Annotated in this window: 22 protein-coding genes and 1 riboswitch; of the genes, 15 read left to right on the forward strand and 7 right to left on the reverse strand. The window is 44.6% G+C overall.

The features are described from left to right. The first annotated feature begins 1 nt into the window (after position 1). From QNI08_RS12075 to QNI08_RS12100, 6 genes are all read left to right on the forward strand, one after another. On the forward strand, positions 2 to 1,018 hold the full coding sequence (locus QNI08_RS12075; RefSeq protein WP_285767672.1) for a methionine ABC transporter ATP-binding protein: 1,017 nt from the start codon (positions 2 to 4) through the stop codon (positions 1,016 to 1,018). Further along, a complete protein-coding gene (locus QNI08_RS12080) occupies positions 1,005 to 1,673 on the forward strand; it encodes a methionine ABC transporter permease (protein WP_285767673.1) in 669 nt (222 codons plus the stop codon). The genes QNI08_RS12075 and QNI08_RS12080 overlap by 14 nt, the downstream gene beginning before the upstream one ends. Positions 1,674 to 1,730: 57 nt before the next feature. Further along, entirely contained in the window at positions 1,731 to 2,552 is an 822-nt protein-coding gene (locus tag QNI08_RS12085; RefSeq protein ID WP_285767674.1) for a MetQ/NlpA family ABC transporter substrate-binding protein, read from the forward strand. 73 nt (positions 2,553 to 2,625) lie between these two features. Further along, on the forward strand, positions 2,626 to 3,732 hold the full coding sequence (locus QNI08_RS12090) for an iron-containing alcohol dehydrogenase family protein (protein ID WP_285767675.1): 1,107 nt from the start codon (positions 2,626 to 2,628) through the stop codon (positions 3,730 to 3,732). Between the two features lie 361 nt (positions 3,733 to 4,093). After that, positions 4,094 to 4,981 carry a PucR family transcriptional regulator gene (locus tag QNI08_RS12095; protein WP_285767676.1) on the forward strand — a complete coding sequence of 296 codons (888 nt, stop codon included), beginning with the start codon at positions 4,094 to 4,096 and terminating at the stop codon, positions 4,979 to 4,981. A 128-nt stretch (positions 4,982 to 5,109) separates the two neighbouring features. Continuing rightward, positions 5,110 to 6,255, forward strand: coding sequence for an ABC transporter ATP-binding protein (locus tag QNI08_RS12100; RefSeq protein WP_285767677.1), 1,146 nt, complete (start codon positions 5,110 to 5,112; stop codon positions 6,253 to 6,255). 66 nt (positions 6,256 to 6,321) lie between these two features. Here QNI08_RS12100 and QNI08_RS12105 read toward each other — a convergent pair whose 3' ends face one another. Both QNI08_RS12105 and fumC read right to left on the reverse strand, forming a co-directional pair. After that, complete coding sequence (locus tag QNI08_RS12105; protein WP_285767678.1) at positions 6,322 to 6,564, reverse strand: hypothetical protein; 243 nt, start codon at positions 6,562 to 6,564, stop codon at positions 6,322 to 6,324. A 113-nt stretch (positions 6,565 to 6,677) separates the two neighbouring features. Further along, on the reverse strand, positions 6,678 to 8,060 hold the full coding sequence (gene fumC / locus QNI08_RS12110; protein WP_285767679.1) for a class II fumarate hydratase: 1,383 nt from the start codon (positions 8,058 to 8,060) through the stop codon (positions 6,678 to 6,680). Between the two features lie 312 nt (positions 8,061 to 8,372). Then, positions 8,373 to 8,485, forward strand: a riboswitch (SAM riboswitch). A gap of 83 nt (positions 8,486 to 8,568) precedes the next feature. On the opposite strand from fumC, the gene QNI08_RS12115 reads away from it, so the two are divergent. Both QNI08_RS12115 and metC read left to right on the forward strand, forming a co-directional pair. Then, positions 8,569 to 9,681, forward strand: coding sequence for a methionine biosynthesis PLP-dependent protein (locus tag QNI08_RS12115; RefSeq protein ID WP_285767680.1), 1,113 nt, complete (start codon positions 8,569 to 8,571; stop codon positions 9,679 to 9,681). After that, entirely contained in the window at positions 9,678 to 10,856 is a 1,179-nt protein-coding gene (gene metC, locus QNI08_RS12120; protein WP_285767681.1) for a cystathionine beta-lyase, read from the forward strand. The genes QNI08_RS12115 and metC overlap by 4 nt, the downstream gene beginning before the upstream one ends. A 338-nt stretch (positions 10,857 to 11,194) precedes the next feature. Here metC and QNI08_RS12125 read toward each other — a convergent pair whose 3' ends face one another. The 3 genes from QNI08_RS12125 to QNI08_RS12135 form a co-directional block, all read right to left on the reverse strand. Beyond that, positions 11,195 to 11,443: a type B 50S ribosomal protein L31 gene (locus tag QNI08_RS12125; protein ID WP_285767682.1), complete on the reverse strand. Its 249-nt coding sequence runs from the start codon at positions 11,441 to 11,443 to the stop codon at positions 11,195 to 11,197. Positions 11,444 to 11,554: 111 nt separating this feature from the next. Further along, a complete protein-coding gene (locus QNI08_RS12130) occupies positions 11,555 to 13,573 on the reverse strand; it encodes an ABC transporter ATP-binding protein (RefSeq protein ID WP_285767683.1) in 2,019 nt (672 codons plus the stop codon). Further along, entirely contained in the window at positions 13,570 to 15,321 is a 1,752-nt protein-coding gene (locus QNI08_RS12135) for an ABC transporter ATP-binding protein (protein WP_285767684.1), read from the reverse strand. Before QNI08_RS12135 ends, QNI08_RS12130 begins: the two co-directional genes overlap by 4 nt. A 509-nt stretch (positions 15,322 to 15,830) precedes the next feature. On the opposite strand from QNI08_RS12135, the gene QNI08_RS12140 reads away from it, so the two are divergent. The 4 genes from QNI08_RS12140 to QNI08_RS12155 all read left to right on the forward strand — a co-directional run bounded on the left by QNI08_RS12140 (position 15,831) and on the right by QNI08_RS12155 (position 20,094). Further along, the gene (locus tag QNI08_RS12140) at positions 15,831 to 16,004 is read left to right on the forward strand and encodes a hypothetical protein (RefSeq protein ID WP_285767685.1); all 174 of its coding nucleotides are present in this window, start codon (positions 15,831 to 15,833) and stop codon (positions 16,002 to 16,004) included. 102 nt (positions 16,005 to 16,106) lie between these two features. Further along, positions 16,107 to 17,222: a DUF2515 family protein gene (locus QNI08_RS12145; RefSeq protein ID WP_285767686.1), complete on the forward strand. Its 1,116-nt coding sequence runs from the start codon at positions 16,107 to 16,109 to the stop codon at positions 17,220 to 17,222. A 77-nt stretch (positions 17,223 to 17,299) separates the two neighbouring features. After that, positions 17,300 to 17,653, forward strand: coding sequence for a hypothetical protein (locus QNI08_RS12150; protein WP_285767687.1), 354 nt, complete (start codon positions 17,300 to 17,302; stop codon positions 17,651 to 17,653). A gap of 326 nt (positions 17,654 to 17,979) precedes the next feature. Then, positions 17,980 to 20,094 (forward strand): peptidoglycan D,D-transpeptidase FtsI family protein, encoded by a 2,115-nt coding sequence (locus QNI08_RS12155; RefSeq protein ID WP_285767688.1) that lies wholly within the window; start codon positions 17,980 to 17,982, stop codon positions 20,092 to 20,094. A gap of 49 nt (positions 20,095 to 20,143) precedes the next feature. Here the strand turns inward: QNI08_RS12155 and QNI08_RS12160 are convergent, their stop codons facing one another. Next, positions 20,144 to 20,611 carry a CBS domain-containing protein gene (locus tag QNI08_RS12160; protein WP_285767689.1) on the reverse strand — a complete coding sequence of 156 codons (468 nt, stop codon included), beginning with the start codon at positions 20,609 to 20,611 and terminating at the stop codon, positions 20,144 to 20,146. A gap of 214 nt (positions 20,612 to 20,825) precedes the next feature. Here QNI08_RS12160 and QNI08_RS12165 point away from each other — a divergent pair, with 214 nt between their 5' ends. Next, entirely contained in the window at positions 20,826 to 21,617 is a 792-nt protein-coding gene (locus QNI08_RS12165; protein ID WP_285767690.1) for a TIGR00266 family protein, read from the forward strand. 62 nt (positions 21,618 to 21,679) lie between these two features. Beyond that, positions 21,680 to 21,910, forward strand: coding sequence for a hypothetical protein (locus tag QNI08_RS12170; protein ID WP_285767691.1), 231 nt, complete (start codon positions 21,680 to 21,682; stop codon positions 21,908 to 21,910). A 2-nt stretch (positions 21,911 to 21,912) separates the two neighbouring features. Here the strand turns inward: QNI08_RS12170 and QNI08_RS12175 are convergent, their stop codons facing one another. Next, positions 21,913 to 22,662 carry an SDR family NAD(P)-dependent oxidoreductase gene (locus QNI08_RS12175; protein WP_285767692.1) on the reverse strand — a complete coding sequence of 250 codons (750 nt, stop codon included), beginning with the start codon at positions 22,660 to 22,662 and terminating at the stop codon, positions 21,913 to 21,915. Positions 22,663 to 22,870: 208 nt separating this feature from the next. Here QNI08_RS12175 and QNI08_RS12180 point away from each other — a divergent pair, with 208 nt between their 5' ends. Beyond that, positions 22,871 to 23,173, forward strand: a complete 303-nt coding sequence (locus QNI08_RS12180) for a phasin family protein (protein ID WP_285767693.1) — start codon at positions 22,871 to 22,873, stop codon at positions 23,171 to 23,173. Positions 23,174 to 23,175 lie beyond the last annotated feature (2 nt).

The following is a 23,175-nucleotide window of genomic DNA, read 5'->3' on the forward strand; positions in this document are numbered from 1 at the left end:
CATGATTGAAATCCGTTCAGTCAGGAAGGAATACATAACGAAGAAAAACCGAGTTATCGGAGTGGATAACGTATCTTTAACCATTCAAAAAGGGGAGGTATATGGAATTGTCGGCTACAGCGGAGCAGGAAAAAGCTCATTACTTCGCTGCTTGAATTTGCTTGAACGTCCGACAGCAGGAAATATCATCATTGATGGAATTGACTTAACATCTCTATCTAGCAAGGAACTGCGTAAGCAACGTCAAAAAATCGGTATGATCTTTCAGCACTTTTCCCTTGTTAGCTCCAAAACCGTTTTTGAAAATGTCGCTTTTGCCTTGAAGGCAGCACATCAATCCAAAGGCGCCATCAAGGCACGTGTTTTACAACTGCTGGATATTGTAGGGCTCAGTGATAAAAAGGATGTCTACCCGGCACAGCTTAGCGGCGGCCAGAAGCAGCGGGTCGGCATCGCCCGGGCCTTGGCCAATGATCCCACTGTATTGCTTTGTGATGAGGCGACTTCAGCCCTTGATCCGACTACGACTAAGTCCATTCTGCAGCTACTGAAAAGGATCAGCCGCGAGCTTGGCATCACCATCGTCTTGATTACACATGAAATGGAAGTGGTCAAGGAACTATGCCATCGAGTCGCGGTCATGCAGGATGGCCGGGTCATAGAAGAGGGTTCCGTTTATGAAATATTTTCACAACCCAGAGAGGATTTAACGAAGAAATTCATCAGCAGTGTACTGGATTTTGAACTTCCCTCACATTTGATTGAAGCAAGTGGAGGAACGATCATCAAAATCCAATTCGAGGGGCACAAAGCAGGTGAGTCCATTCTCTCTGATACCCTTCAATCTTATTCTGTAAAGGGGAATATTCTGCATGGAAAAATCGAGTATATTCAGGATGTACCTTTAGGAATATTGATCATCGAACTGAATGGCGATGCTGCTGAAATCCATTCAGCATTGACCTATATAAAGAATCGTACCAGCTCTGTGGAGGTGCTAAAACATGTCACTGCTTGAATCCATCATCAATATCCTGCCAGACCTGAATAAAGCATTCATTGAAACGATTTATATGGTCGGTGTTTCACTGGCGGTAGCTCTTCTAGTCGGTTTACCGCTTGGCGTATTACTGTTTACGACGACGAGGAACTTGTTCTTCGAAAACGGCGTCGTGAACCGTTCGCTCGGCTTCTTAGTCAATATTGTCCGTTCCATCCCATTCATCATTCTCTTGGTCGCCCTCCTTCCTTTAACGAATTTGCTTACGGGATCGACGATAGGGCCGAAGGCTGCTTCCGTTTCCCTCTCCGTTTCCGCGATACCTTTTTTTGCAAGAATCGTTGAATCGGCATTGCGCGAAATAGACAAAGGAGTGATTGAAGCGGCAATTGCCGTCGGTGCCACGCCTTGGATGATCATCAAGGATGTTCTTCTTCCAGAGGCGAAACCAGGTATCATCCAAGGGCTTACATTAACGACCATCTCACTCATCGGTTATTCGGCAATGGCAGGGACGATCGGGGGCGGCGGAATTGGTGATCTGGCCATCAGGTTCGGATATTACCGCTATGACAATACGGTCATGATTACGACGATCGTCGTATTGATCTGCTTGGTGCAAATCATCCAAATGCTTGGTGACAAAGCTTCATACTTAGTGAATAAACGATAGAATCTTTCATTTACCAATGATTCATACAATAACCCATATTTTTAGGAGGAAGTTCAAATGAAGAAAATAGCTTCGTTATTATCAGTTTGTGCCCTTGCCATAGGCTTGACAGCTTGCGGAAGTGACAATGCATCCCAAAAAACCGAAGACAAAAAAGAATTGAAGATCGGGGCGACCACCGGTCCATACGCCGATATGGTCAATGAAGCCATCAAACCAGGCCTTGAAGATCTTGGCTACAAAGTGGAAATCGTTGAATTCACCGATTATATCCAGCCGAATAAGTCGCTTGGCAACGGCTCGATCGACGCAAACCTATTCCAGCATAAAGTGTATATGGATAATTTCGCCAAAGAAAATAAGCTAAAGCTCTCTGACCTTATCATCGTTCCTACAGCACCAATGGGTATTTACTCGAACAAATATAAATCGTTGAAAGACATTAAAGAAGGCGCATCCTTGGCATTGCCAAATGATCCGGTCAACCTTGCACGTGCACTTAAAGTATTGGTAGATGAAAAGTTGATTGAAGTCGATCCGGATGTCGACCCTTTAAAAATATCTGAAAAAGATGTAACGAAAAACCCTAAAAATATCCAATTCAAACCATTGGAATCCGCCCAATTGCCTCGGGCAACCGAGAGTGTCGACCTATCTGCGGTGCCAGGCAACTTTGCACTTGCAGCAAAAATGAAGCTTGAGGATGCCCTTGTATTGGAAAATATGCCAGATATGTATCGAAACGTCGTCGCCGTGAATACAAAAGATGTAGATGCTCAATTTGCCAAGGATATTAAAGCCGTAGTGGAATCCCCTGATTTTGAAAAAGTGATCGATAGCAATTTCGTGGGCTTCGGAAAACCTGATTGGATGAAGTGATCGACCCGATAAACATAAATTCGAGGCCTGCGTCCCATATGTGGAACAGGCCTTTAAAGAAGGAGAAAAAACGATGAATACCCTACTCGAAGTTCGCAGCGGCCCCTCCTACTATGCCTGCAGGGCTAATGTTCTCGATTCACTGGAAGCAAAACTAAGAAAAGCGAATATAGGTAAAGTGCTTGTTATTCATGGAGACAAATCGTGGGAAGTGACTGAGCCCTTCTTTCCTTCATTTGAAAATGTCGAACTAAGCTTTTTTAAATATAATGGGGAATGCAGTGATCTGGAAATTGAGCGTGTGGTTAAGTTCGCACAGGAACGAAATGCAGATGCCTTGATCGGAATTGGCGGAGGCAAACTGCTCGATCTTGCCAAATCGGCGGGAAACTCCAGCGGATTGGAAATCATCCTCATCCCGACACTTGCTTCCACCTGTGCCGCTTGGACACCTTTAAGTGTCATATATGATGGGAATGGTTCATATGTGCGGTTTGATATTCATGAAAAAAGCGCCTGGATGTTACTTATCGAGCCAGGAATACTTCTGAACTCCCCCATTGCTTATTTACGGGCAGGGATCGGTGATACATTGGCGAAATGGTATGAGGGCAATGCACTCGTCGAGAAAATTGCCTCTAAGTCCGTGTGCATTGAATTGGCACATATAGCCGCAAGGCAATGCCAGGAGGTTTTATTGACACATGGCGAGGAAGCCCTGGCAGATTTAACGAAGAGAAACTGGACAGACGCCCTTCAGCGTGTAATCGAAACGAATATTGTCACGAGTGGTCTCGTCGGTGGCTTTGGTGATCAGTTCCTGAGAATTGCCGGTGCCCACTCCATTCATAATGGCATGACCTCCATTGAACAGACTCATCATTTACTGCATGGGGAAAAAGTGGCATATGGCATTTTAGTGCAGTTAGTGCTGGAAGGGAAGTTTTCGGATATCAAACAGCTGCTTCCAATCTACGAGGCTCTTAGGCTGCCGCGGACATTATCCGACATTGGCCTTACCGTGGAGCATAAAGCGGAGCTACAGCAAATGGCCGCCCTGTCTGTAAAGGAGGGAGAAGCCATCCACCTCCTTTTCCCTGATGTGACCATGGAAAGAGTGGCAGCTGCCATTGAAACCCTTGAAGTCCTTACACCCCCTGCAAGCAAAACCAGGAACTAAAACTCAATGGGTATTCCTCCTATCCAAACCAAACCGAAAAAGCTCTAGAAATAAAGGGATGATCCATATTATTCATGCATAATATGGATCATCCCTTTTCCTTCTTTTTCACGCATTCTTGATGAATATATCGATTAAACGAAGCTCATGCTCGGCGTTGCTTTAGCATTGGCTTGCCATCCCGTATGAATGAACTTAAGGGTTCCTGCTTAATTGGTGATCCACGTATCCAATGCTTTTTTGTAATAAAGCATAAGGGGAAAATCCCTGGGACCCTTTCGAAAAAAGCAAGGAATATCCTATTCTTTTGAACTTTATCCATTTTAGCTATAATGATAGGAAGAAAGAAGGTGAAGAACAGTTGCTTGAAAATCTTAAACAAAAATTCCCGAACGCAATCTCCAACAAAGCCAATGCAAATAACAGCACTGAATATGTTTGGTACGAGGATCCAATGGGAAATGGCATCGGCATTCCCCGCTTTGATATCTCAGCCGAGGAAATCCATTTATTGGAGCTGCTTTTTCCGTCTTCCTTGAACCAAGCCGACCTCACTTCGTTTTCAGGCACATCTTGGAACACTTTTTTGACCGACCCGAATGCACCCTTGCCTTTAACAAGCTGGGAAAACGTTCGCTTCATTCACTTCAAGCTGAGTCATGCTGATTTTTCCCAGACAGATTTTGAAGATGCCTTCCTTGCTTTCGTCCCATCTGACGCAGCCTTGATTTGGGACAATGATACAGAGGGAATCCTGATTGAAACGCACAAGGGGGAGGCTTTATCCTATAACGACCTGCTCGCCATCTCCTCTACATTGGAAAGTGATTTTTATGTTAAGACCCGGATGTTCACCGGGCGCTTTCACCTTGTGAACCAAGAACTTCAGCACCATAGGATTCGGGAGAAAAGGTGTTTCACTTTGGCACAAGCTGAGCTGCCGGATTTGAAGGTGACCGATTTGGCCGATATCATTCCCTACATACTATTGAACCGGAAATCCGATGCGGATATGGAATGGTATATCCAGCAGATTCTTGGCAAGACCAGGCATGATACAGAGCTTATCAAAACGATCAAAACGTATATGGAGTGTAACTCCAATGCCACGCTTGCCGCCAAACGGCTTTATATACACCGAAATAGCCTGCAGTATAGGATAGACAAATTCATCGATAGGACCGGACTGGATATAAGAAACTTTCGTCATGCTTTGACTGCTTACTTGCTTGTTTTATTGAATGATTGATTTTTCAGTTTGCAAGAAAAGGATCTTACCTTTTTTTGTGCAATGTGCCCATACTTTTTTCGAAACTGATAGCTTAGACTATAGTTAATTGGTACAAGTAATCAGTAGTGTAAAAGGGGGATTTTTTGATGGCAGAGTTAGTATTGGATCATATATTCAAAATTTATGATAAAAAGGTGACGGCTGTTAAGGATTTTAACCTTCATGTTGCCGACAAGGAATTCATCGTGTTTGTCGGTCCCTCCGGCTGCGGTAAATCGACGACTTTACGGATGATTGCCGGACTGGAGGACATTTCCCAGGGTGATTTATTTATCGACGGCAGGCGCGTCAATGATGTCCCTCCAAAAGATCGTGATATCGCGATGGTTTTCCAGAACTACGCTTTATACCCCCACATGACCGTATATGACAATATGGCATTTGGATTAAAACTTAGGAAAACCCCAAAAGCGGAAATTAAGCAAAGGGTCACTGAAGCAGCAAGGATTCTCGGCCTTGAAGAATATCTGAACAGAAAACCTAAAGCGCTTTCAGGCGGTCAGCGTCAGCGTGTTGCACTTGGACGTGCCATTGTACGTGACGCCAAGGTCTTCCTGATGGATGAGCCATTGTCGAATCTGGACGCAAAACTCCGGGTCCAAATGCGCGCGGAAATTGCCAAGCTGCATAAACGCCTGGACACAACAACGATTTATGTCACACATGACCAAACGGAAGCGATGACCATGGCGACAAGGCTAGTCGTCATGAAGGACGGAATTATCCAACAGGTCGGTGCGCCAAAAGACGTATATGAAAAACCGATAAACGTTTTCGTTGGCGGCTTCATCGGTTCGCCTGCCATGAACTTCTTCAATGGGACTTTAAAAGAAGGCTCCATCAAAATTGGTGAGCAAACGCTCGAAGTACCTGCAGCGAAAATGAAAATGCTTCGTGATCAAGGCTATGTCGGTAAAGATATCATTCTTGGCATCCGTCCGGAGGATTTTCATAATGAAGGAGAATCCTTCAAGGATTCCCCGAACACCACATTCAAGACCCACATCGATGTAGCCGAACTCATGGGGGCAGAAATCATGCTTTATTCCACGCTTGAAGGACAGGACTTCGTTGCACGGGTAGATGCCAAAAATATCATCCATGCAGGCGAAAAAATCGAGCTCGCCCTCGATATGAATAAAGCCCACTTTTTTGATAAAGATAGCGAACATCGCATCTATGTCGAGGAGGACGAACAGATGCAGGAAGGTTTGAAATTGTCTGCTAACTGAACATAAAAAAATACCCGTTCATGAACGGGTATTTTTTTATGTTCAGACGTGATTCAAGGATTTCCCTTATTCCTGAACCAATACTACTTCATCATGTCCGCATTCAGGGCATTTCATGAGGTGTGGGCATTGGCCCTTCTGTAAGGATTGGGGGTATCCGTCATTTAGCTTAAGTGTATCGATGTCCATATAAGCACTATATTCATCAGCATAATCCATCAATTTACCTTTATCTCCAAGTTCATTGCCGCATTCTGGGCAATTCACGTGGATTTTTCTCAGACCGTTGCAAAGCGGACATAAAGACATTGTGTTTCCTCCATTTCCAGCCTTTGATGCAGCTTAGTATTTGTTGTTTTAATCATTTTAACACATTGAAAACACCCTCCCCAAGGAAACGGCGGGAGGGCATGATGAGGGTATTATTTATTGACCATATTAGCCGGGTCAACCCATGCATTGAATTCATCTTCCGTAAGGAATTCCAATTTCAATGCCGCTTCTTTTAGGGTAGAGTTGTCCTTGAATGCCGTTTTGGCAATCTTGGCCGCTTTTTCATATCCAATGTGCGGATTCAATGCTGTTACCAACATCAGGGAACGATCTACATTTTCCTTGATTTTATCTTCGTTGGCAGTGATGCCGACCGCACAGTTATCGTTGAAGGAATGAATGCCGTCCGTCAATAATTTAACCGTTTGCAGGAAGTTGTAGATGATGACCGGTTTGAATACGTTCAATTCGAAGTTTCCTTGGCTGGCTGCAAAGCCGATCGTGGCATCGTTTCCGACAATTTGTGTTGCAATCATGGTAAGCGCTTCACTTTGGGTTGGATTGACCTTCCCTGGCATGATCGAGCTGCCTGGTTCGTTTTCCGGGATGGCAATTTCACCGATTCCGCTTCTAGGGCCACTTGCCAGCCATCTGACATCGTTGGCAATTTTCATCAAGTCCGCTGCCAATGCTTTCAATGCACCATGGGCGTAAACGATTTCATTATGGCTTGTCAGTGCATGGAACTTATTATCCGATGTGACAAAAGGATGTCCTGTATCCGCAGCGATTTGTTTTGCGGAAAGTCCCGGGAATTCTTTTTTTGTATTGATGCCGGTTCCAACAGCCGTTCCGCCCAGCGCTAGGTTCAATAATTTTTGGCTGCTTTCCTCAATCATCTCCAGGTCTTTATCAAGCATCGCTTTCCAACCGGATATTTCCTGTCCTAAAGTTAACGGTGTTGCATCTTGAAGATGTGTACGGCCAATTTTCACGACATCCCAAAATTCTTTTTCTTTTGCATCGAATGTATCTCTAAGTACTTTGATGGCAGGGACCAGCTTTTCAGCAACTTCCATGAAGGCCGCAATATGCATCGCAGTCGGGAATGTATCATTTGAGCTTTGGGCCTTGTTAACGTCATCATTTGGATGAAGGAATTCAGATTCCCCAATTTCCTTTAACCATTCATTTCCTTTGTTGGCGACCACTTCGTTCACATTCATATTGCTTTGTGTGCCGCTCCCTGTTTGCCAGACCACAAGCGGGAAATGTTCATCAAGCGTACCTTCGAGGATCTCACCGCATATCTTGACGATGGCATTCTTTTTCACTTCCGATAAATCACCAAGATCATAGTTCACCTTGGCTGCAGCCTGCTTAACATATGCAAACGCACGAACCAGTTCAACCGGCATTCTTTCGTTACCGATCTTGAAGTTGTTGCGGCTTCTCTCCGTCTGCGCTCCCCAATATTTATCAGCAGGCACCTTCACTTCACCCATCGTATCTCGTTCGATTCTGTACTCCATGTGTTCTCCTCCTATGGTTCACTATTCATCGAAGATCTTATGTAATAAGAAATGAATAATGTCGTAATATTCTTTCTCTCCATCCATTGTACAAACTTTATTATTTTAAAGCAAAAAAAACCGGTCAAGGCTGCTCTTTTTTCAATAATGACTCCATTGAAGACTATCTCCCAATATTTTCTGACCTTTTTTATCGACGTCAAGTCTTGGCACACTTGGGTTGAATAAGGATGTCCTTCCAAAGCTCCCCCAAATTGCCCTTGACAGTATTTTGTATATATAGTAAATTCAAAAGAAATTGAATAATCTAAACTCTTATCGAGAGAGGTAGAGGGAATGGCCCGATGACACCTCAGCAACCTTCATTTGTTTGGATCAAATGAAAAGGTGCTAATTCCACAAGTTTTGAACTTGGAAGATAAGAAGAATGACTCATCCCCATTTAATCAAAGTCTTCTTCTTAAAGAAGACTTTTTTTATTTTATAAAGAAAAGGAGCAGTGAAAATTATGTACAAAACCGAAACGTATCTTGCTCAGTTAGGAAATCGCAGTGAAACGGCGACAGGAACGGTCAATCCTCCCGTCTACTTCTCGACAGCCTTCCGTCACGAAGGAATTGGCCAATCGACTGGTTTCGATTATACAAGGACAGGTAATCCAACACGCCAACTATTGGAGCGTTCGATCGCCGATCTCGAAAAAGGCGATCAAGGATATGCCTGCAGCTCGGGAATGGCCGCCATCTCCACGATATTGGCGCTATTCAAATCGGGTGATGCATGGATCGTCAGTGAAGATCTTTATGGAGGTACATATCGTCTGCTGGAACAAGGCTTTAAGAAATGGGGGTTGAAGTGTGACTATGTAAACACCTGTTGTCTGGAGGAAATCGAAAATGCCATCACTCCTCATACGAAAGCCATCTTCATCGAAACTCCGACTAATCCCCTTATGCAGGAAACGGATATTGGTGCCGTTGCCGCATTGGCCAAACGATTCAATGTATTGCTTATCGTCGATAATACTTTTTACACGCCTCTCATCCAACAGCCGATCCTGCTTGGAGCCGATATCGTAATTCACAGTGCTACCAAGTATCTCGGCGGCCACAATGATGTCCTCGCCGGTTTGATCGTGGCCAGCGGCGCGGAATTATGCGAATCACTTGCCTTCCACCATAATGGCACGGGAGCCGTGTTGAGCCCCTTTGATTCATGGCTGTTGATGCGCGGGATGAAAACTCTTGCCCTTAGGATGGAGCGTCATGAAAAAAACGCGAAGGTCCTTGTAAAATACTTGTCGGAGCATGATTGTGTAACCGACGTATTGTATCCCGGAAGAGGCGGCATGATTTCTTTCCGAGTCATTGATGAAACTGCGGTCAATCCATTTTTACAATCTCTCTCACTCATTTCATTTGCAGAAAGCCTTGGGGGTGTTGAAAGCTTCATCACGTACCCTGCCACACAAACACATGCCGATATCCCGCTTGAGATCAGGACGGCAAACGGAGTTTGTAATCGCCTGCTCCGCTTCTCCGTGGGCATTGAAGACAGCGAAGACTTGGTCTCAGATTTACAGCAAGCATTCACGCATGTAAAAAGGGAGGCACTAAAATGACGGATCTTGATTTCAGCTTCGAAACCAAATTGCTTCATAATCAACATAAATTCGATAGGACGACTGGCGGGGTGAGCGTACCGATCCAGCACGCCTCCACTTTCCATCAATCCGATATCGATCGCTTCGGCAAATACGATTACAGCCGAAGCGGCAATCCGACTCGCGAGGCATTGGAAGAAATCATTGCCGAACTTGAAGAGGGGACCCATGGCTTCGCCTTTTCATCAGGTATGGCCGCCATTTCAACCGCTTTTCTGCTGTTATCTGCCGGAGATCATATCATCATTTCCGAAGATGTATACGGAGGTACGTTCAGGATGGTGACCACCGTACTGAACCGATTCAACATTGAACATAGTTTTGTTGATATGACGGATCTCGAAAGCATCGAAGCGGCGGTTCAGCCAAATACGAGGGCCATATACATCGAAACCCCTTCAAACCCATTGCTGAAAGTGACCGATATTTCTGCCGTTTGTGACATCGCAAAAAAAATCGGTGCTATAAGCTTTGTTGATAATACCTTCTTGACGCCAGCACTCCAGAAGCCTTTGAACCTTGGGGCAGATGTCGTTCTTCATAGTGCTACGAAGTTCTTATCCGGTCATAGTGATGTAGTGGCAGGTCTCGCAGTGGTGAAGGATCCCGTATTGGCGCAAAGACTCGGCGCCCTCCAAAACTCCTTTGGAGCGGTCCTTGGCGTTCAGGATGCCTGGCTGGTCATGAGAGGCTTGAAAACCTTGTCCGTAAGGATGGAACACTCCCAAAATGGCGCAGAAAAGATTGCTGCTTACTTAAAGAATCATCATTTAGTGAAAAAGGTTTATTACCCGGGGCTTGCGGATCATCCCCAGTATGCCATCCAAAAGGGCCAATCGCTTGGGGCGGGAGCGGTCCTCTCATTCGAATTGGCTAGCGAGGACGTTTTCCGTTCGTTCGTAAACACGGTTGAGCTTCCCGTATTCGCCGTAAGCCTTGGAGCCGTGGAATCGATATTATCGTACCCCGCTAAAATGTCACATGCTGCAATGCCTGCTGTTGAAAGGGAAAAACGGGGCATCACCAACAGCCTGCTTCGTCTATCCGTAGGACTTGAAAATCCGGATGATTTAATCAAGGACTTCGATGCCGCCTTACTTAATATCGTCAAAGGTGAAGCTCTTGCAAAATGATGGAAGGGTTGGCTGCCCCTGTTTTTTCATGGGGCATCCTTTCTTTGATTTCATTAAGACAGTTAAGCATCATCAATAACCAGATATTGACAAAAATGGTTGTGGAGCTAAGGCTCCTGTCTAGTCCCCTTGTACTGCTTCCGCCGGACGAGTCTCGCCCCACCCCCTGCTTTGCATTGGAATCCAATCGTTCCGATATAGATGGAATATGCTGCACAAATGTGTTTGAAATTGAACATTTAAGGAGAAATCAAAGGCAATATTTCAAAAGGGGTTCGGAATTTTTGAATTCCGAACCCCTTACTGCAGGGACCATTGATCGCTCGATGGTCCTGCTATCATTTCTTCATATTATATTTTTCCAGAAAGCGATCCACTCGTCCGCCTTTTTCGGCGAACTTTTGCTTTCCTGTATAAAAAGGATGCGTATCGGAACTTATCTCCACTTTCAATAATGGATATGTTTGACCGTCTTCCCATTCGATGGTTTCGTTAGACTTTTTGGTCGAACCAGTCAAAAATTTGTACCCGCTGTTCGTATCCATAAATACTACTTGTTGATAATCAGGATGAATATTCGGTTTCACTATTATCACCTCATTAGTTAGTATAATACCATATTAAACGTAATGATTACTATTATCAAGTAATATGCTTGAGTGTGCCATATTTGGCACACTCACATCCTTTCCTGTTTATCATCCGGCCAGCCCTTTATGCGGACCAGCCTGCAGTTCATACATTTGATAATACTTTCCTTTCAACTCCATTAATTCCTCGTGTGTCCCTTTCTCGGCAATCCTTCCTTTATCAAGGACGAGGATTTGATCGGCATTTTTGATCGTGGAAAGTCTATGGGCGATGATGAAGGTCGTTCTTCCTTTTTTCAGCACTTCCATCCCCCTCTGGATAATCGCCTCCGTTTCGGTGTCGATGCTCGCCGTCGCCTCATCCAAAATCAATATCGCGGGATTGAATGCCAGCGCTCTGGCGAAGGAGATCAACTGACGCTGCCCGGAAGACAGTGTCCCCCCTTTTTCAATAACCGGTTCATCCAGTCCTAGAGGAAGATGCTTCAACACTTTGTCTCCGCCTACATCCTTTAATGACTTTGCGACCATTTCCCGTGTGATGCTGTCATGATCGAGGCTAATATTGGATGCGATGGTGCCAGTGAACAAATAAGGATCCTGAAGAACGATACCCATATGCTCCCTGAGTGTTTGATGAGGGATATCCAATATATTCTTGCCGTCAATTTTGATTTTCCCTTCACTGCTATCGTAAAATCGAAACAACAAATTCATGATCGAGCTTTTACCTGAACCGGTATGGCCGACCAGCGCGACCGTTTCCCCTTGTTTGGCAGAAAAGGTAATGTCTTTTAACACATATTCATTTTCCTTATAACCAAAAGAAACATGTTCGAAATCCACATTTCCTTTGTATCTCGCTATGTTTTCATCACTGACGGCCAACCCCTGCTCATCCAATAAGCTGAATGCCCGTTCCCCTGCAACGAGTGCCTGTTCGAGGTTGGCGAATTGATTGACAATTCCATGAAGCGGATGAAGCAGGCGGCTGATCAAATCGACAATCGCATACAACATCCCTAAGGAAATCGCTGAGCTTGCTGTCAGGGATATTCCACCGAAATACGAGACGAATGCAATTAACGCCAAAACCTTAATGACCCCGATCAAATTTCCGCCCGTCAATGAATTTAAATGCAGCATCTTATTTTGATAGGAATAATGCTCCCGGTTCAAATTTTCAAACGATTGCTTCGTCTCCTTCTCGCGTCCAAAGGCCTGGATGATGCTCATTCCGGAAATGGATTCATTGATCATGCCATTAATATCACTGATCCGCTCACGAATGATGTGATTATATTTCGAAGCGAATTTACGATAGACCTTCGTCCAGATTGCAATGATAGGAATCAGTAGGAGGCCCATCGCACCAGCACGTGCATCCAGAATGAATAAAGCGATGAGAACACCGATGATGTTGATTGTACTTGAAAAAAAGCTGGCGAGCACCGTTACGTACAATTCCCTGATCGCCTCTGTATCATTTGTAACCCTGGCCACCACTTTTCCTGCTGGCATATTATCGAAATACCGCATTGGCAAACGGGATATATGCGTAAAAATATCGTTCCGCATTCTTTGTATGATCCTGTTAGCCGCTTTCTGCAAATAAAAACTTTGCCCATATTGAAAAATCGAGGAAATGATGACAAGCCCGAAGTAAAAAGCGACCAGCTTCATAATACGCGGAATTTCCGGCTGGTAAAAACCCATCACTTCCTGACTCGTCAATTTCTCTATATGAGCTCGGTGTTCCTGCCCGTCTTTGTTGATGATTAACGTTTGATTTTCCAACGTTCTGCGCCCATCCGTTGGTACAGCTTCATTAACGAAGACAAATTGATTGCCCACCTGGAATATGTGCACTTCCCTGCCTTTTTTCTCCCCTTCTCTTAAGTAATCTGCACGCTTATACCAATTATCTTCATACTTAACAGCATCTTTTCCTTTTTCCGTTTCATACCAGGACGTTTCGATGCCGAGTATATGTGAATCGATGATTTTCTTGGCAACGAATGGCCCCGTTAAATCGGCCGCTACTGAAAGCGCAAGCATGATCAAGGCGCAAATGATCAATTTTTTATAAAGGGCAGCATAATGAAATAGTTTTTTCACGACCGTCATGCCCTCACCTCCGTTCCTTCGTCAACCTGCTGACGCTCGTATTGCTCCCTATACCAGCCATCTTTTTGCAATAAATCTTCGTGGGTCCCTTCTTCGATGATTTCTCCGCTATCCAAGACGATGATCAGATCGGCGTGCTGAACGGCTGATAAACGATGAGTCGTGATGATGGTCGTTTTTCCTGCCCGTTCTTTTTGGATGTTTTCAATGATCGTCGTTTCCGTTTTTGCATCAACGGCAGATAAGGAATCATCCAAGATAAGGATCTCCGGATTTTTGATCAGTGCCCTTGCAATCGAAATTCTCTGCTTTTGTCCCCCTGAAAGAGCGACACCCTTTTCCCCAACGAGGGTCTCAAGCCGGTCGGGCAGCATCTTCAAGTCTTTTTCAAAGTCGGCCAGCCTGATTGCTTCTGCCAATTCGTCTTCAGTTGCATCCATCTTGCCGAATAAGATATTTTCCCGCACGGATCTTGAGAATAAAAAATGGTCCTGGGGAACGTAGCCGATCCACCTGCGGATTTCTTCGAGATTCAATTTCTCCAGTGGCCTCCCGGCAAAAGCGATTTTCCCTTTGCCTAATGGATATTCCCTGAGCAATTGCTTCACAAAGGTCGTTTTTCCACTTCCCGTCTTACCAACGATCCCCAACGTTTGCCCGCGTTCAAGTTGCACGGAAATATTGGATAGATTCCCTACCGGTGAAGATGGATATGTAAAATAAACTTGTTGAAAAGAGATATCTTCCGGGTTCGGAATGCTCTCCAGTCCCATTGGATTTTTCACATCCCGTTCATATGAAAGCGTATCTTGAACGCGGTCAAGCGAAGCATTCCCCCTTTGCATGACATTGATCAATTCACCCACTGCAATCATCGGCCAGATTAACATGCCCAGGTATACATTGAATGAAACGAGCCCGCCGAGAGTTATCGACTGTTGAAAAACAAGATAAGCCCCATATCCCAAACCGATTAAATAGCTGATGCCGATGATGATCGAAATCGTCGGATCAAATAGTGCATCGATTTTTGCCACTGCAAGGTTTTTACGATAGACGTCCTCGGTCATTTCATCGAATCTCTTTTCATCCTCCCGCTCCTGGACATAGGCGCGGATGACGCGGACACCCGAAATCGATTCCAGCACCTTGTCATTCAACGTACCAAAGGCTGCTTGTGCATCCGTAAAGCGCTTATATATTTTCTTCACGTAGACTTGCATCATCACTGCCATGATCGGCAGCGGCAGCACCGCTGCAATCGTCAATTCCCAGCTGATGGTCACGCCCATCATGACCACGACGGTAATGGTGAACAGCACCGCGTCAACAAGGGTCAAAATCCCAAAACCAGCTGTAAGCGATATTGCCTTTAAATCATTGGTAGCCCTGGCCATTAAATCTCCGGTCCGGTTTTTCTTATAAAACGTCGGCGTCATCTTCAGTAAATGGCCCATGAACCCAGACCTTAGTTTTCGTTCCACCAAGTTTCCGCCGCCGAATAACAGGAAACTCCATAAGTAACCAAACATGTAGCTTCCGCACAGCACCAACAGCAAATAAATGACGTATTTCATGATTGCCTCTTGCGTCATGTTGCCATTATTCATATCATCGATGGCGTTCCCGACGAGCTTTGGCGGGATAACCTCCAAAATATTCACCAGGCATAAAAATAAAATGGCCCAGGTGTAGCGCTGCCACTGTTCTTTGAAGAACCAGGACAGCTTCGTAAAAATCGAAAACATGGATTTTCCTCCCTTTTGTTCAGAACTGTGCCTTTTGACTAACCGCTCCCTGGATCTCCCGGCTGCTGGATGATTCCCGAAGAATTTTGTGTCATCATGCTTCCCCCTATCTATTAATTGAAAAGGATACTTATGATCCTCAACTCCCCAATGCCAAAAAGCCCCCGCCGTTTAGCGGAAGCTTTTTTAGATGCGTAAGAACACATATAAAGGCGCAGGCCGCGAAAAATCCACAACCTGCGCTCGTAAATGATCAATGGCTTCATTTTGATCTTTGCCTAGAAAGGCTGATGATCTGTGCAGGCGGACGTATGAAAATTTTCAATTAAAGCTTTTAGTCGCTTAACGGATTTAGTCATGACGTTCGCCTCCTTTTTCGGAAATAATGGTAATTTTTAACTCGTGTTTAAAGATTACTACGTGAGTATATTTTTGTCAATTGTGACTTTTCTAGATTATTGCGGAATAATCCTTTATTCTTATAAGAATGACATAAGGAGGTTTTTGCAATGGATTGGAGAAAATATATACTCCTGGCGGTTCCATTTTTATTTTTATCCATCTTCATCTTATTCGCCGTACCGGTCCAATATAGGCCATTATCTTTTATCCCCGTGTTACTTTTCTGGATAGTTTATTATATTTTATTGAACAGGGAAAAGAAGAAGAAAATTAAAAAATGAAGGAAAAAGTTTCATCTGCAATAAATCTGGGGGCGTTGCATATGCAAAGCCCTTTCTTGACCGTCCTGCATATAATGAATGAAAAACACTCGTGGTGATCGTATGCTCTACCAATTAGTACAGAAGCTATTAGGCACATCCCCAGTAAAATCGCGGCCCATCATCGATCCTGAAAAATTTGGCCTGCTAAAAAATCAATTACAAAAAGAACTATTTCAGCCTGAAACGGAGTCAAAGGCTTTCTTCCCTGAGGAAGCCGCTCTTGTAAAAAGCATCCGAACCGAAACGGCTGCCCTGAACCGAAATAATATGACGAGAACGCAAGCCTATCTTGCCTATTACCGCCGTAACCCGGAGGTTCATTGGGCCTTTTTGGCACATATGGTTTCGAGGAACGGGGGTTACCATATGACCGATTTGAAAAGCTCTTCCATGGATCACCTGCTCAGCCAAGAGGAGCGGCAGAAATTCTTCCTTTTCCTGGAGCGCGCGAATTCAGCCATCTTTGCCGATGCTTTTCCTCAGCTCCTACTATACGAGCACTCTAAGCAAAAGGAGCTTCGATTAAGAAAGTATTTCCCCATTTTCCATATATCAAGATTCATGGCCCCGATTTGGGAATCTTTCATAAAAGAACCCCATTCGCCCCTATTGACGACATCCCTTATCATCAATGAACAAAGAATGATTCAAGAACGTGTGTTGAAACGTACCCGTCATGGTGAAATTCTCCTAAGGCTTGATTTTCAGCTACAGGAATTTTTAGGCTTTACGAATGTAATCTTTCCTTACGTAAATAAACAAGACGGAATCCGTTCATTGACCGGACTTACAGTTGAACGCTTTGCCGATTCTAAACAGAGAATTGAAACGGGAAAATTCCTTTATGAGCTCCTTTTTCAGGATTCGGCTGTTTTTCATGGAGTAGGCGAATTCGCAAACAGCGTTCCACACTCAGGCTCGAGAATGGATTACTGGGAACGCATCTATACCTGCGATGCAGTTGCCAAGGATGATAAAATCTATAGTCCCCTCCTGCAAGATGCATGGGCAGATTATCCCATCTTTTCCCTCCAATCGACTGATTGGTTCACGAAGGAAAGCTTCATTGAGGATTTACAAGAATCTCCGCTTATTAAAAAAGTGGATTTGACCAAAAAAGTGCTTGATAATATCAACCATCTCAAAGCCATCAACGAACTGAAAGCCCTTTTCTAGCTGGACGAAGCCTCTTACGTTGTATAACCCATCCTCCATTTGGCAAGAATGGATAGCAAAAAGAATGGGTGAAGCAAATGAGAGGCATCGTACTACTGAATCGGCACTATACATTCGGAGAGTTACATATGAAGGAAAGCTTTGCAATCCAAGAAATCGTGACAAACAAGTATATGGAAGAAAATAATATTTCCCCGGTGATACTGAATCCTTATCAGCTCCATCTCTATTACACGATACCGCATGAGCTGCTATCCAATTTGCAGCATAAAAAAACCGCCCAACTCGATTGCCTTGTATTGCACTCGATGGAGACGTTGGGACGTTTCATCCATATCTATCCTGAAAAATGGCTCGAATTATCCGGATATTTCAAAGAGATCATCTCCGTTACCGCCCAAATGCCAGTCAAGAGATATGAAGTCAATTAATCATGGAATCCGTAGGAGCGATCGTTCACTTCAATTATCCCCCCCTTGCATGAACCCCTTTTTTCGCATGAACTAGTCCTAAACCTTCCCGCTTAAAGGGTCTGACGCATTTATAGAAATCATCAGACTCCTTTTTTATCTCTCAACATTACAATTATAGTAATTTTCCCAATTATAAGATTACGAGTTATTTTATGACTATCTAACAATTCTTTGGAAATATAGATAAATTTACGGATAAACCATAGAAAAATAAGTTAATTTTATATATCATTAGAGATAGGAATTTTCTTATTTTTTACTTTTACTAGAAAGGAATGCTACTGATGGCCAAAGAAAAAAAGAAAAAAACCCCAATTCCTTTCCGACTGAACTTCATGTTCTTTTTAATATTCATTTTATTTTCAAGCTTAATAATCCGGCTTGGAATCGTCCAAATCGTTTATGGGGATGATTACCTCCGCGAAGTCGACCGGACGGAAAACGATGTGGCCAATACCCCTGTTCCGCGTGGGAAGATGTATGACCGCAACTTCAATCCGGTCGTCGATAACGAGCCGCTCAATGCCATTACTTATACGAAATACCCAAATACAAAAACCGCCGATATGGTGAAGACGGCGGAGATTCTTGCTACCTTGATCGAAAAAGATACGAAAAAGGTAACGATTCCGGATAAAAAGGATTTTTGGATCTTAAAGCATCCGAAAGAAGCCGAGGCATTGATCACCAAGGCCGAGAGACAGAAGGTAACTGAAAAGAAATTGGAGCAAAAGGATTTATACAAGCTTCAGCTGGAGCGTGTCACCGAGGAGAATATCAAGGAATTCACCAATGATGAATTGGAAGTGATAGCCATATTCCGGGAATTCAATAGCGGCTATGCCCTCACACCTTCGATCGTGAAGAACAAAGATGTCTCCACAAAAGAATTCGCGAGGGTTAGTGAGCATTTGGATGAAATGCCAGGCGTGGACGTAACGACGGACTGGGAGAGGACCTATAAGTATGAAGAAACCCTTCGCTCGGTCCTTGGCAAGGTTTCTTCATCCGAAGAAGGAATTCCCAGTGAGAATATCGACTATTACCTGGCACGCGATTACACCAGGAATGACAGGGTCGGAAAAAGTTATATTGAAAAACAATATGAAGATGTCCTGCGTGGTCAAAAGACGCGGGTTGAAAATGTGATGAGCAAAGGGGAGGTCATCCAAACGAATACCCTTACGGAAGGGCAAAGCGGAAAAGACTTGATCCTTTCAATTGATATGGAATTGCAGCAAAAGGTCGAAAAAATCATCGAAGGCGAATTAAGGCGGGCCAAAGCTAGGGGAAATACCTACTTTTTGGATCGCGCCTTCGTCGTCTTGATGGACCCGAACACAGGCGAGGTGCTCACGATGGCCGGCCGGCAATATGGACCTAACAGTAAAACAGGCTTGACCGAAATGAACGATTTCGCCCTTGGGAACATTACCACCTCCTACACGATAGGATCATCCGTTAAAGGGGCGACGGTATACACGGGCTACCAGACGGGAGCCATTTCACCGGGGTCTGCTTTTTTTGACAGAAAACTCCAATTAGCAGGGGCTAAACCGAAAGGCTCTTATAGTGATTTAGGATATGTAACGGATGTCTCCGCGTTAAAGAAATCGTCGAATGTCTATATGTTCATGACCGCCATCAAGATTGCCGGCGGCCATTATATTCCCAAACGTCCGCTCGGGATCAACCGGGAAGCTTATGCGATCATGCGCAACCATTATGCCCAATTCGGATTGGGCGTCCGTACCGGCATCGACCTGCCGAATGAATCGGTCGGATTTAAAGGCGTTGATATGTCAAAAGACGGGTTGCTGCTGGATTTAGCGATCGGGCAGTATGATACGTATACACCAATGCAATTGGCACAGTACGCATCGACGATTGCAAATGGCGGCAAAAGGCTCGAGCCGCGGATGGTCAAGGAAATTAGGAACCCTTCCGACGAACACAATCAGTTGGGCAGCGTTTTTAAATCGATGAGCCCAAAAGTGCTGAACGAATTAGGCGGCAAGGATGTTTGGATTCAGCGTGTCCAGGAAGGATTCAGGCAGGTTGCCCAGGAGCCTGGCGGGACTGCGTATAAGTATTTTGGCGGAAAGTCCTATCGGGCTGCAGCGAAAACGGGAACAGCCGAGGCCTTTTACGACGGTCCGCGGAGGAGTCAATATAGTGCTCCTGTCCCGACCATCAATTTGACGCTTGCAGGATATGCACCTAACAATAATCCGGAAGTGGCATTCTCTGTCGTCGTGCCATGGGTATATCAAGGCAAGCCAGCTGACGATATCAACAAACGGATCGGGGAGCAAGTAATGGACGCCTACTTTAAATTGAAGGAAGATCGAACAAAAGGTAAATCCGGTTCAGACAAGCAAGCGGAAGACACCCATTAATCTAACTAGGCCTGCTCAAAATCGAGCAGGCCATTTCATGCAAATCGCGCTATTCCAGCTTGTGAACGAATTCCTTATATAAAGCCCGCAGTGCATCTCCCCTGCTGATGATGCCGACGACTTTATCATTTTTGTCAACGACCGGGATTTTCTTGAAATGATGCTTGGAAAGCACCTTGATCAATTCATCTAAAGGATCTTCCGGTGATAGCTTGGTGATCCTTTTATTTCTTATGATTTGCGAGGCTTTGTCGTTCATTTTGGATCGGACCTTTTCATCCAGTTCCTCACCTGGAATGACTGTGATGTATGTGAAATATCCCTTGATGGCTTCTTCTGCAGGTGTCAGATAACGAAGGATATCCCCATCCGTGACCATTCCCAATAGCTTATCGTGTTCATCGACGACCGGGACCCCTCCCACTTTATTCTCGATCAAGGTTCGCAAAATTTCCTTTAAGGTATAATCAGGACGGGCAACGTAGACTTCCCGGATCATGAAATCCTTCACTAACATGTAAAACACCCCTTTTTTAAGTTTGTTCCTATCTCCATCTCTTCTTTCTATTAATACCCTAACTTATTCTATTTAAAAACCCTTGCGTTCTGAACTGCCTTTTACCAGCCTTGAGTTGAATTTCATTTATAATCTTGCGGGGAAGCTTGAAAAATATTGGCAGATTGCAAGATTATCTTTTACAATGAAACAAGAATGTTGGGAGGAATGGCCAATGAATAATCATGAAATCGATTTTAAAATATATGGTGATGACATGCAGTTTGTCGAGGTTGAATTGGATCCACAGGAAACGGTGGTGGCCGAGGCTGGAAGCTTGATGATGATGGAAGATCAAATCAAGATGGAAACCATCTTTGGTGATGGATCCCGAAATAGTGACGGCGGGATGATGGGCAAATTATTTGGTGCAGGCAAAAGGCTTCTTACCGGGGAAAGCCTGTTCATGACGGCATTCACGAATGAAGGACGAGAAAAACGACATGCCTCCTTCGCCTCTCCTTACCCAGGAAAAATCATTCCATTGGACTTAAGCGAGCTCGGCGGCAAAGTCATTTGCCAAAAGGATGCCTTTCTGGCGGCAGCCAAAGGAGTTTCAATCGGTATCGAGTTTCAGAGAAAAATAGGTACAGGCTTTTTTGGCGGCGAAGGCTTCATCATGCAAAAGCTCGAAGGTGATGGAATGACCTTCGTCCATGCTGGCGGCACAATCCATAAAAAGGAATTGGCTGCGGGTGAGATCCTGCGAGTGGATACAGGGTGTTTAGTCGCCATGACTGGCGGGGTAGATTATAATATCGAATTCGTAAAAGGCGTGAAAACCGCATTATTCGGGGGGGAAGGTATATTCTTCGCGACATTAAAAGGTCCTGGAACCGTCTGGGTGCAGTCCTTGCCTTTCAGCCGCCTAGCAAGCCGCGTCTTTGCAGCAGCGCCGCAAAACGGGGGATCTTCTGAAGAAGGCAGTGTAGCGAGGGGTTTATTCAATCTATTCAACGATAAATAAGGAGCAAATCAATGGCTGCCATCAAGGCAGCCATTGATTGATTCCGAAAAGGATGGTTCTCTATGCAGCTTGTTAAATGGTCCTATATGAGACGATATAATATCAAGGCAATTTTTGATGTATTCCCGAACTCCCCAGTCATTTTTCGAAAGATAAGAGATTACTATTTTGTTTACACGACTCACTGGACTGCTGCCGATGGCCCGATCGGCGTTGAAGAGCTCGAAGAAATGGAACGGCTGCTCAACAGGGAGCTTGGAACCGAACTGCAATATCTGTATCGGAGAAAATGAACTCACTCTTCATACATCATTTTTCTTGTCATCCCTCCATCGACGATAAGGTTAACACCCGTGACGAAATCATTTTCAGCCGCCGTCAAATAAAGACAAGCCCTTGCGATATCATCCGGTTTACCGACCCGATTGGAAAAATGCTGTTGATGATCCTTCTCCCTAAGTGCATTATAATCGCCCGTTTCGATCCATCCAGGAGAAATCGAATTAACGGTAATTTTCTCTTTGCTTAAAGAGGCGGCAAGAGCATGGGTCAGGGCAACGATCCCCCCTTTCGTCGCAGCATAGGATTCAGAATCAGGCTCTGACATGCTGGCTCTTGTTGAAGCCATATTAACGATTGCCCCTCCCGTTTCATTACCCCGCATCGCTTTTGCCGCTTCCCTGGTGCAAAGGAACACACTGCGTAAATTCGTATCCATCATATCGTCCCATTCAGCAAGCGTCAGTTCATATACTGGTTTGAATAAAGCCTTTCCGGCATTATTGATTAAAATATCAATGGTTTTATAGGCTTTTTGCGTCACATCCATCAAATGACGGATATCCGCCTCATTCCGAACATCGGTTTTTACGAACAGAACTTCATAACCGTTACCTTTAAGCTCCTCTGCATACCGGATGCCCTCCTGCTCATCGATATCCGCCAGGACGACCGATGCACCGCTTTGTGCATATCCCTTTGCCACGCCCCGCCCTATCCCATTTGAAGCGCCTGTGACAATCACAGTTTTATTTGAGAAGCCCATCCTATCATCCTTCCTTCCCCTAGCTTACTTTTCCATATCATACTATCCAATCCCCTTCACTTCAAACACGAGCTTCCGTGGTCATCTGCAATCGGGCGGACCCATTATATTTTTGTCGCGGCCCTCAATGATGTATGATAAAAGGAACAACAAGAAGAAATCAGGGGAAGGTTACCCGCATTGTAAACAATTGATGGAGGGATGGAAAATGGACTTATTAAAAAACGTGTTTTCTTTAGGATTGGGCGCTGCCGCCGCTACGAAGGAACAAATTGAAAAAGCAGTGGACTCGCTTGTGAAAAAAGGCGATATCAGTAAAGAGGAATCCAAGGTCCTGGTTAAGCAATGGGTCGAAAAAGGGGAGCAAGCCCAAAAGCAGCTGGATGAATCCGTCAAGCTTAAAGTCAATCAAGCACTTAATGGGCTGAACTTGGCAACAAAAGAAGAAGTGCGAGAATTAGAGAGGCGAATTGCCATTTTAGAGCAACAAAACCAAAGCACACAATCATGACC

This window comes from Peribacillus folii (assembly GCF_030271255.1).
GTDB lineage: Bacteria > Bacillota > Bacilli > Bacillales > DSM-1321 > Peribacillus.

Bases quoted from the DNA above. Each gene is read 5' to 3' on its own strand.
- QNI08_RS12075 (WP_285767672.1), top strand. From the start codon at position 2: ATGATTGAAATCCGTTCAGTCAGGAAGGAATACATAACGAAGAAAAAC.
- QNI08_RS12080 (WP_285767673.1), top strand. From the start codon at position 1,005: ATGTCACTGCTTGAATCCATCATCAATATCCTGCCAGACCTGAATAAA.
- QNI08_RS12085 (WP_285767674.1), top strand. From the start codon at position 1,731: ATGAAGAAAATAGCTTCGTTATTATCAGTTTGTGCCCTTGCCATAGGC.
- QNI08_RS12090 (WP_285767675.1), top strand. From the start codon at position 2,626: ATGAATACCCTACTCGAAGTTCGCAGCGGCCCCTCCTACTATGCCTGC.
- QNI08_RS12100 (WP_285767677.1), top strand. From the start codon at position 5,110: ATGGCAGAGTTAGTATTGGATCATATATTCAAAATTTATGATAAAAAG.
- QNI08_RS12105 (WP_285767678.1), bottom strand. From the start codon at position 6,564: ATGTCTTTATGTCCGCTTTGCAACGGTCTGAGAAAAATCCACGTGAAT.
- fumC (WP_285767679.1), bottom strand. From the start codon at position 8,060: ATGGAGTACAGAATCGAACGAGATACGATGGGTGAAGTGAAGGTGCCT.
- QNI08_RS12115 (WP_285767680.1), top strand. From the start codon at position 8,569: ATGTACAAAACCGAAACGTATCTTGCTCAGTTAGGAAATCGCAGTGAA.
- metC (WP_285767681.1), top strand. From the start codon at position 9,678: ATGACGGATCTTGATTTCAGCTTCGAAACCAAATTGCTTCATAATCAA.
- QNI08_RS12130 (WP_285767683.1), bottom strand. From the start codon at position 13,573: ATGACGGTCGTGAAAAAACTATTTCATTATGCTGCCCTTTATAAAAAA.
- QNI08_RS12135 (WP_285767684.1), bottom strand. From the start codon at position 15,321: ATGTTTTCGATTTTTACGAAGCTGTCCTGGTTCTTCAAAGAACAGTGG.
- QNI08_RS12140 (WP_285767685.1), top strand. From the start codon at position 15,831: ATGGATTGGAGAAAATATATACTCCTGGCGGTTCCATTTTTATTTTTA.
- QNI08_RS12145 (WP_285767686.1), top strand. From the start codon at position 16,107: ATGCTCTACCAATTAGTACAGAAGCTATTAGGCACATCCCCAGTAAAA.
- QNI08_RS12150 (WP_285767687.1), top strand. From the start codon at position 17,300: ATGAGAGGCATCGTACTACTGAATCGGCACTATACATTCGGAGAGTTA.
- QNI08_RS12155 (WP_285767688.1), top strand. From the start codon at position 17,980: ATGGCCAAAGAAAAAAAGAAAAAAACCCCAATTCCTTTCCGACTGAAC.
- QNI08_RS12160 (WP_285767689.1), bottom strand. From the start codon at position 20,611: ATGTTAGTGAAGGATTTCATGATCCGGGAAGTCTACGTTGCCCGTCCT.
- QNI08_RS12165 (WP_285767690.1), top strand. From the start codon at position 20,826: ATGAATAATCATGAAATCGATTTTAAAATATATGGTGATGACATGCAG.
- QNI08_RS12170 (WP_285767691.1), top strand. From the start codon at position 21,680: ATGCAGCTTGTTAAATGGTCCTATATGAGACGATATAATATCAAGGCA.
- QNI08_RS12175 (WP_285767692.1), bottom strand. From the start codon at position 22,662: ATGGGCTTCTCAAATAAAACTGTGATTGTCACAGGCGCTTCAAATGGG.
- QNI08_RS12180 (WP_285767693.1), top strand. From the start codon at position 22,871: ATGGACTTATTAAAAAACGTGTTTTCTTTAGGATTGGGCGCTGCCGCC.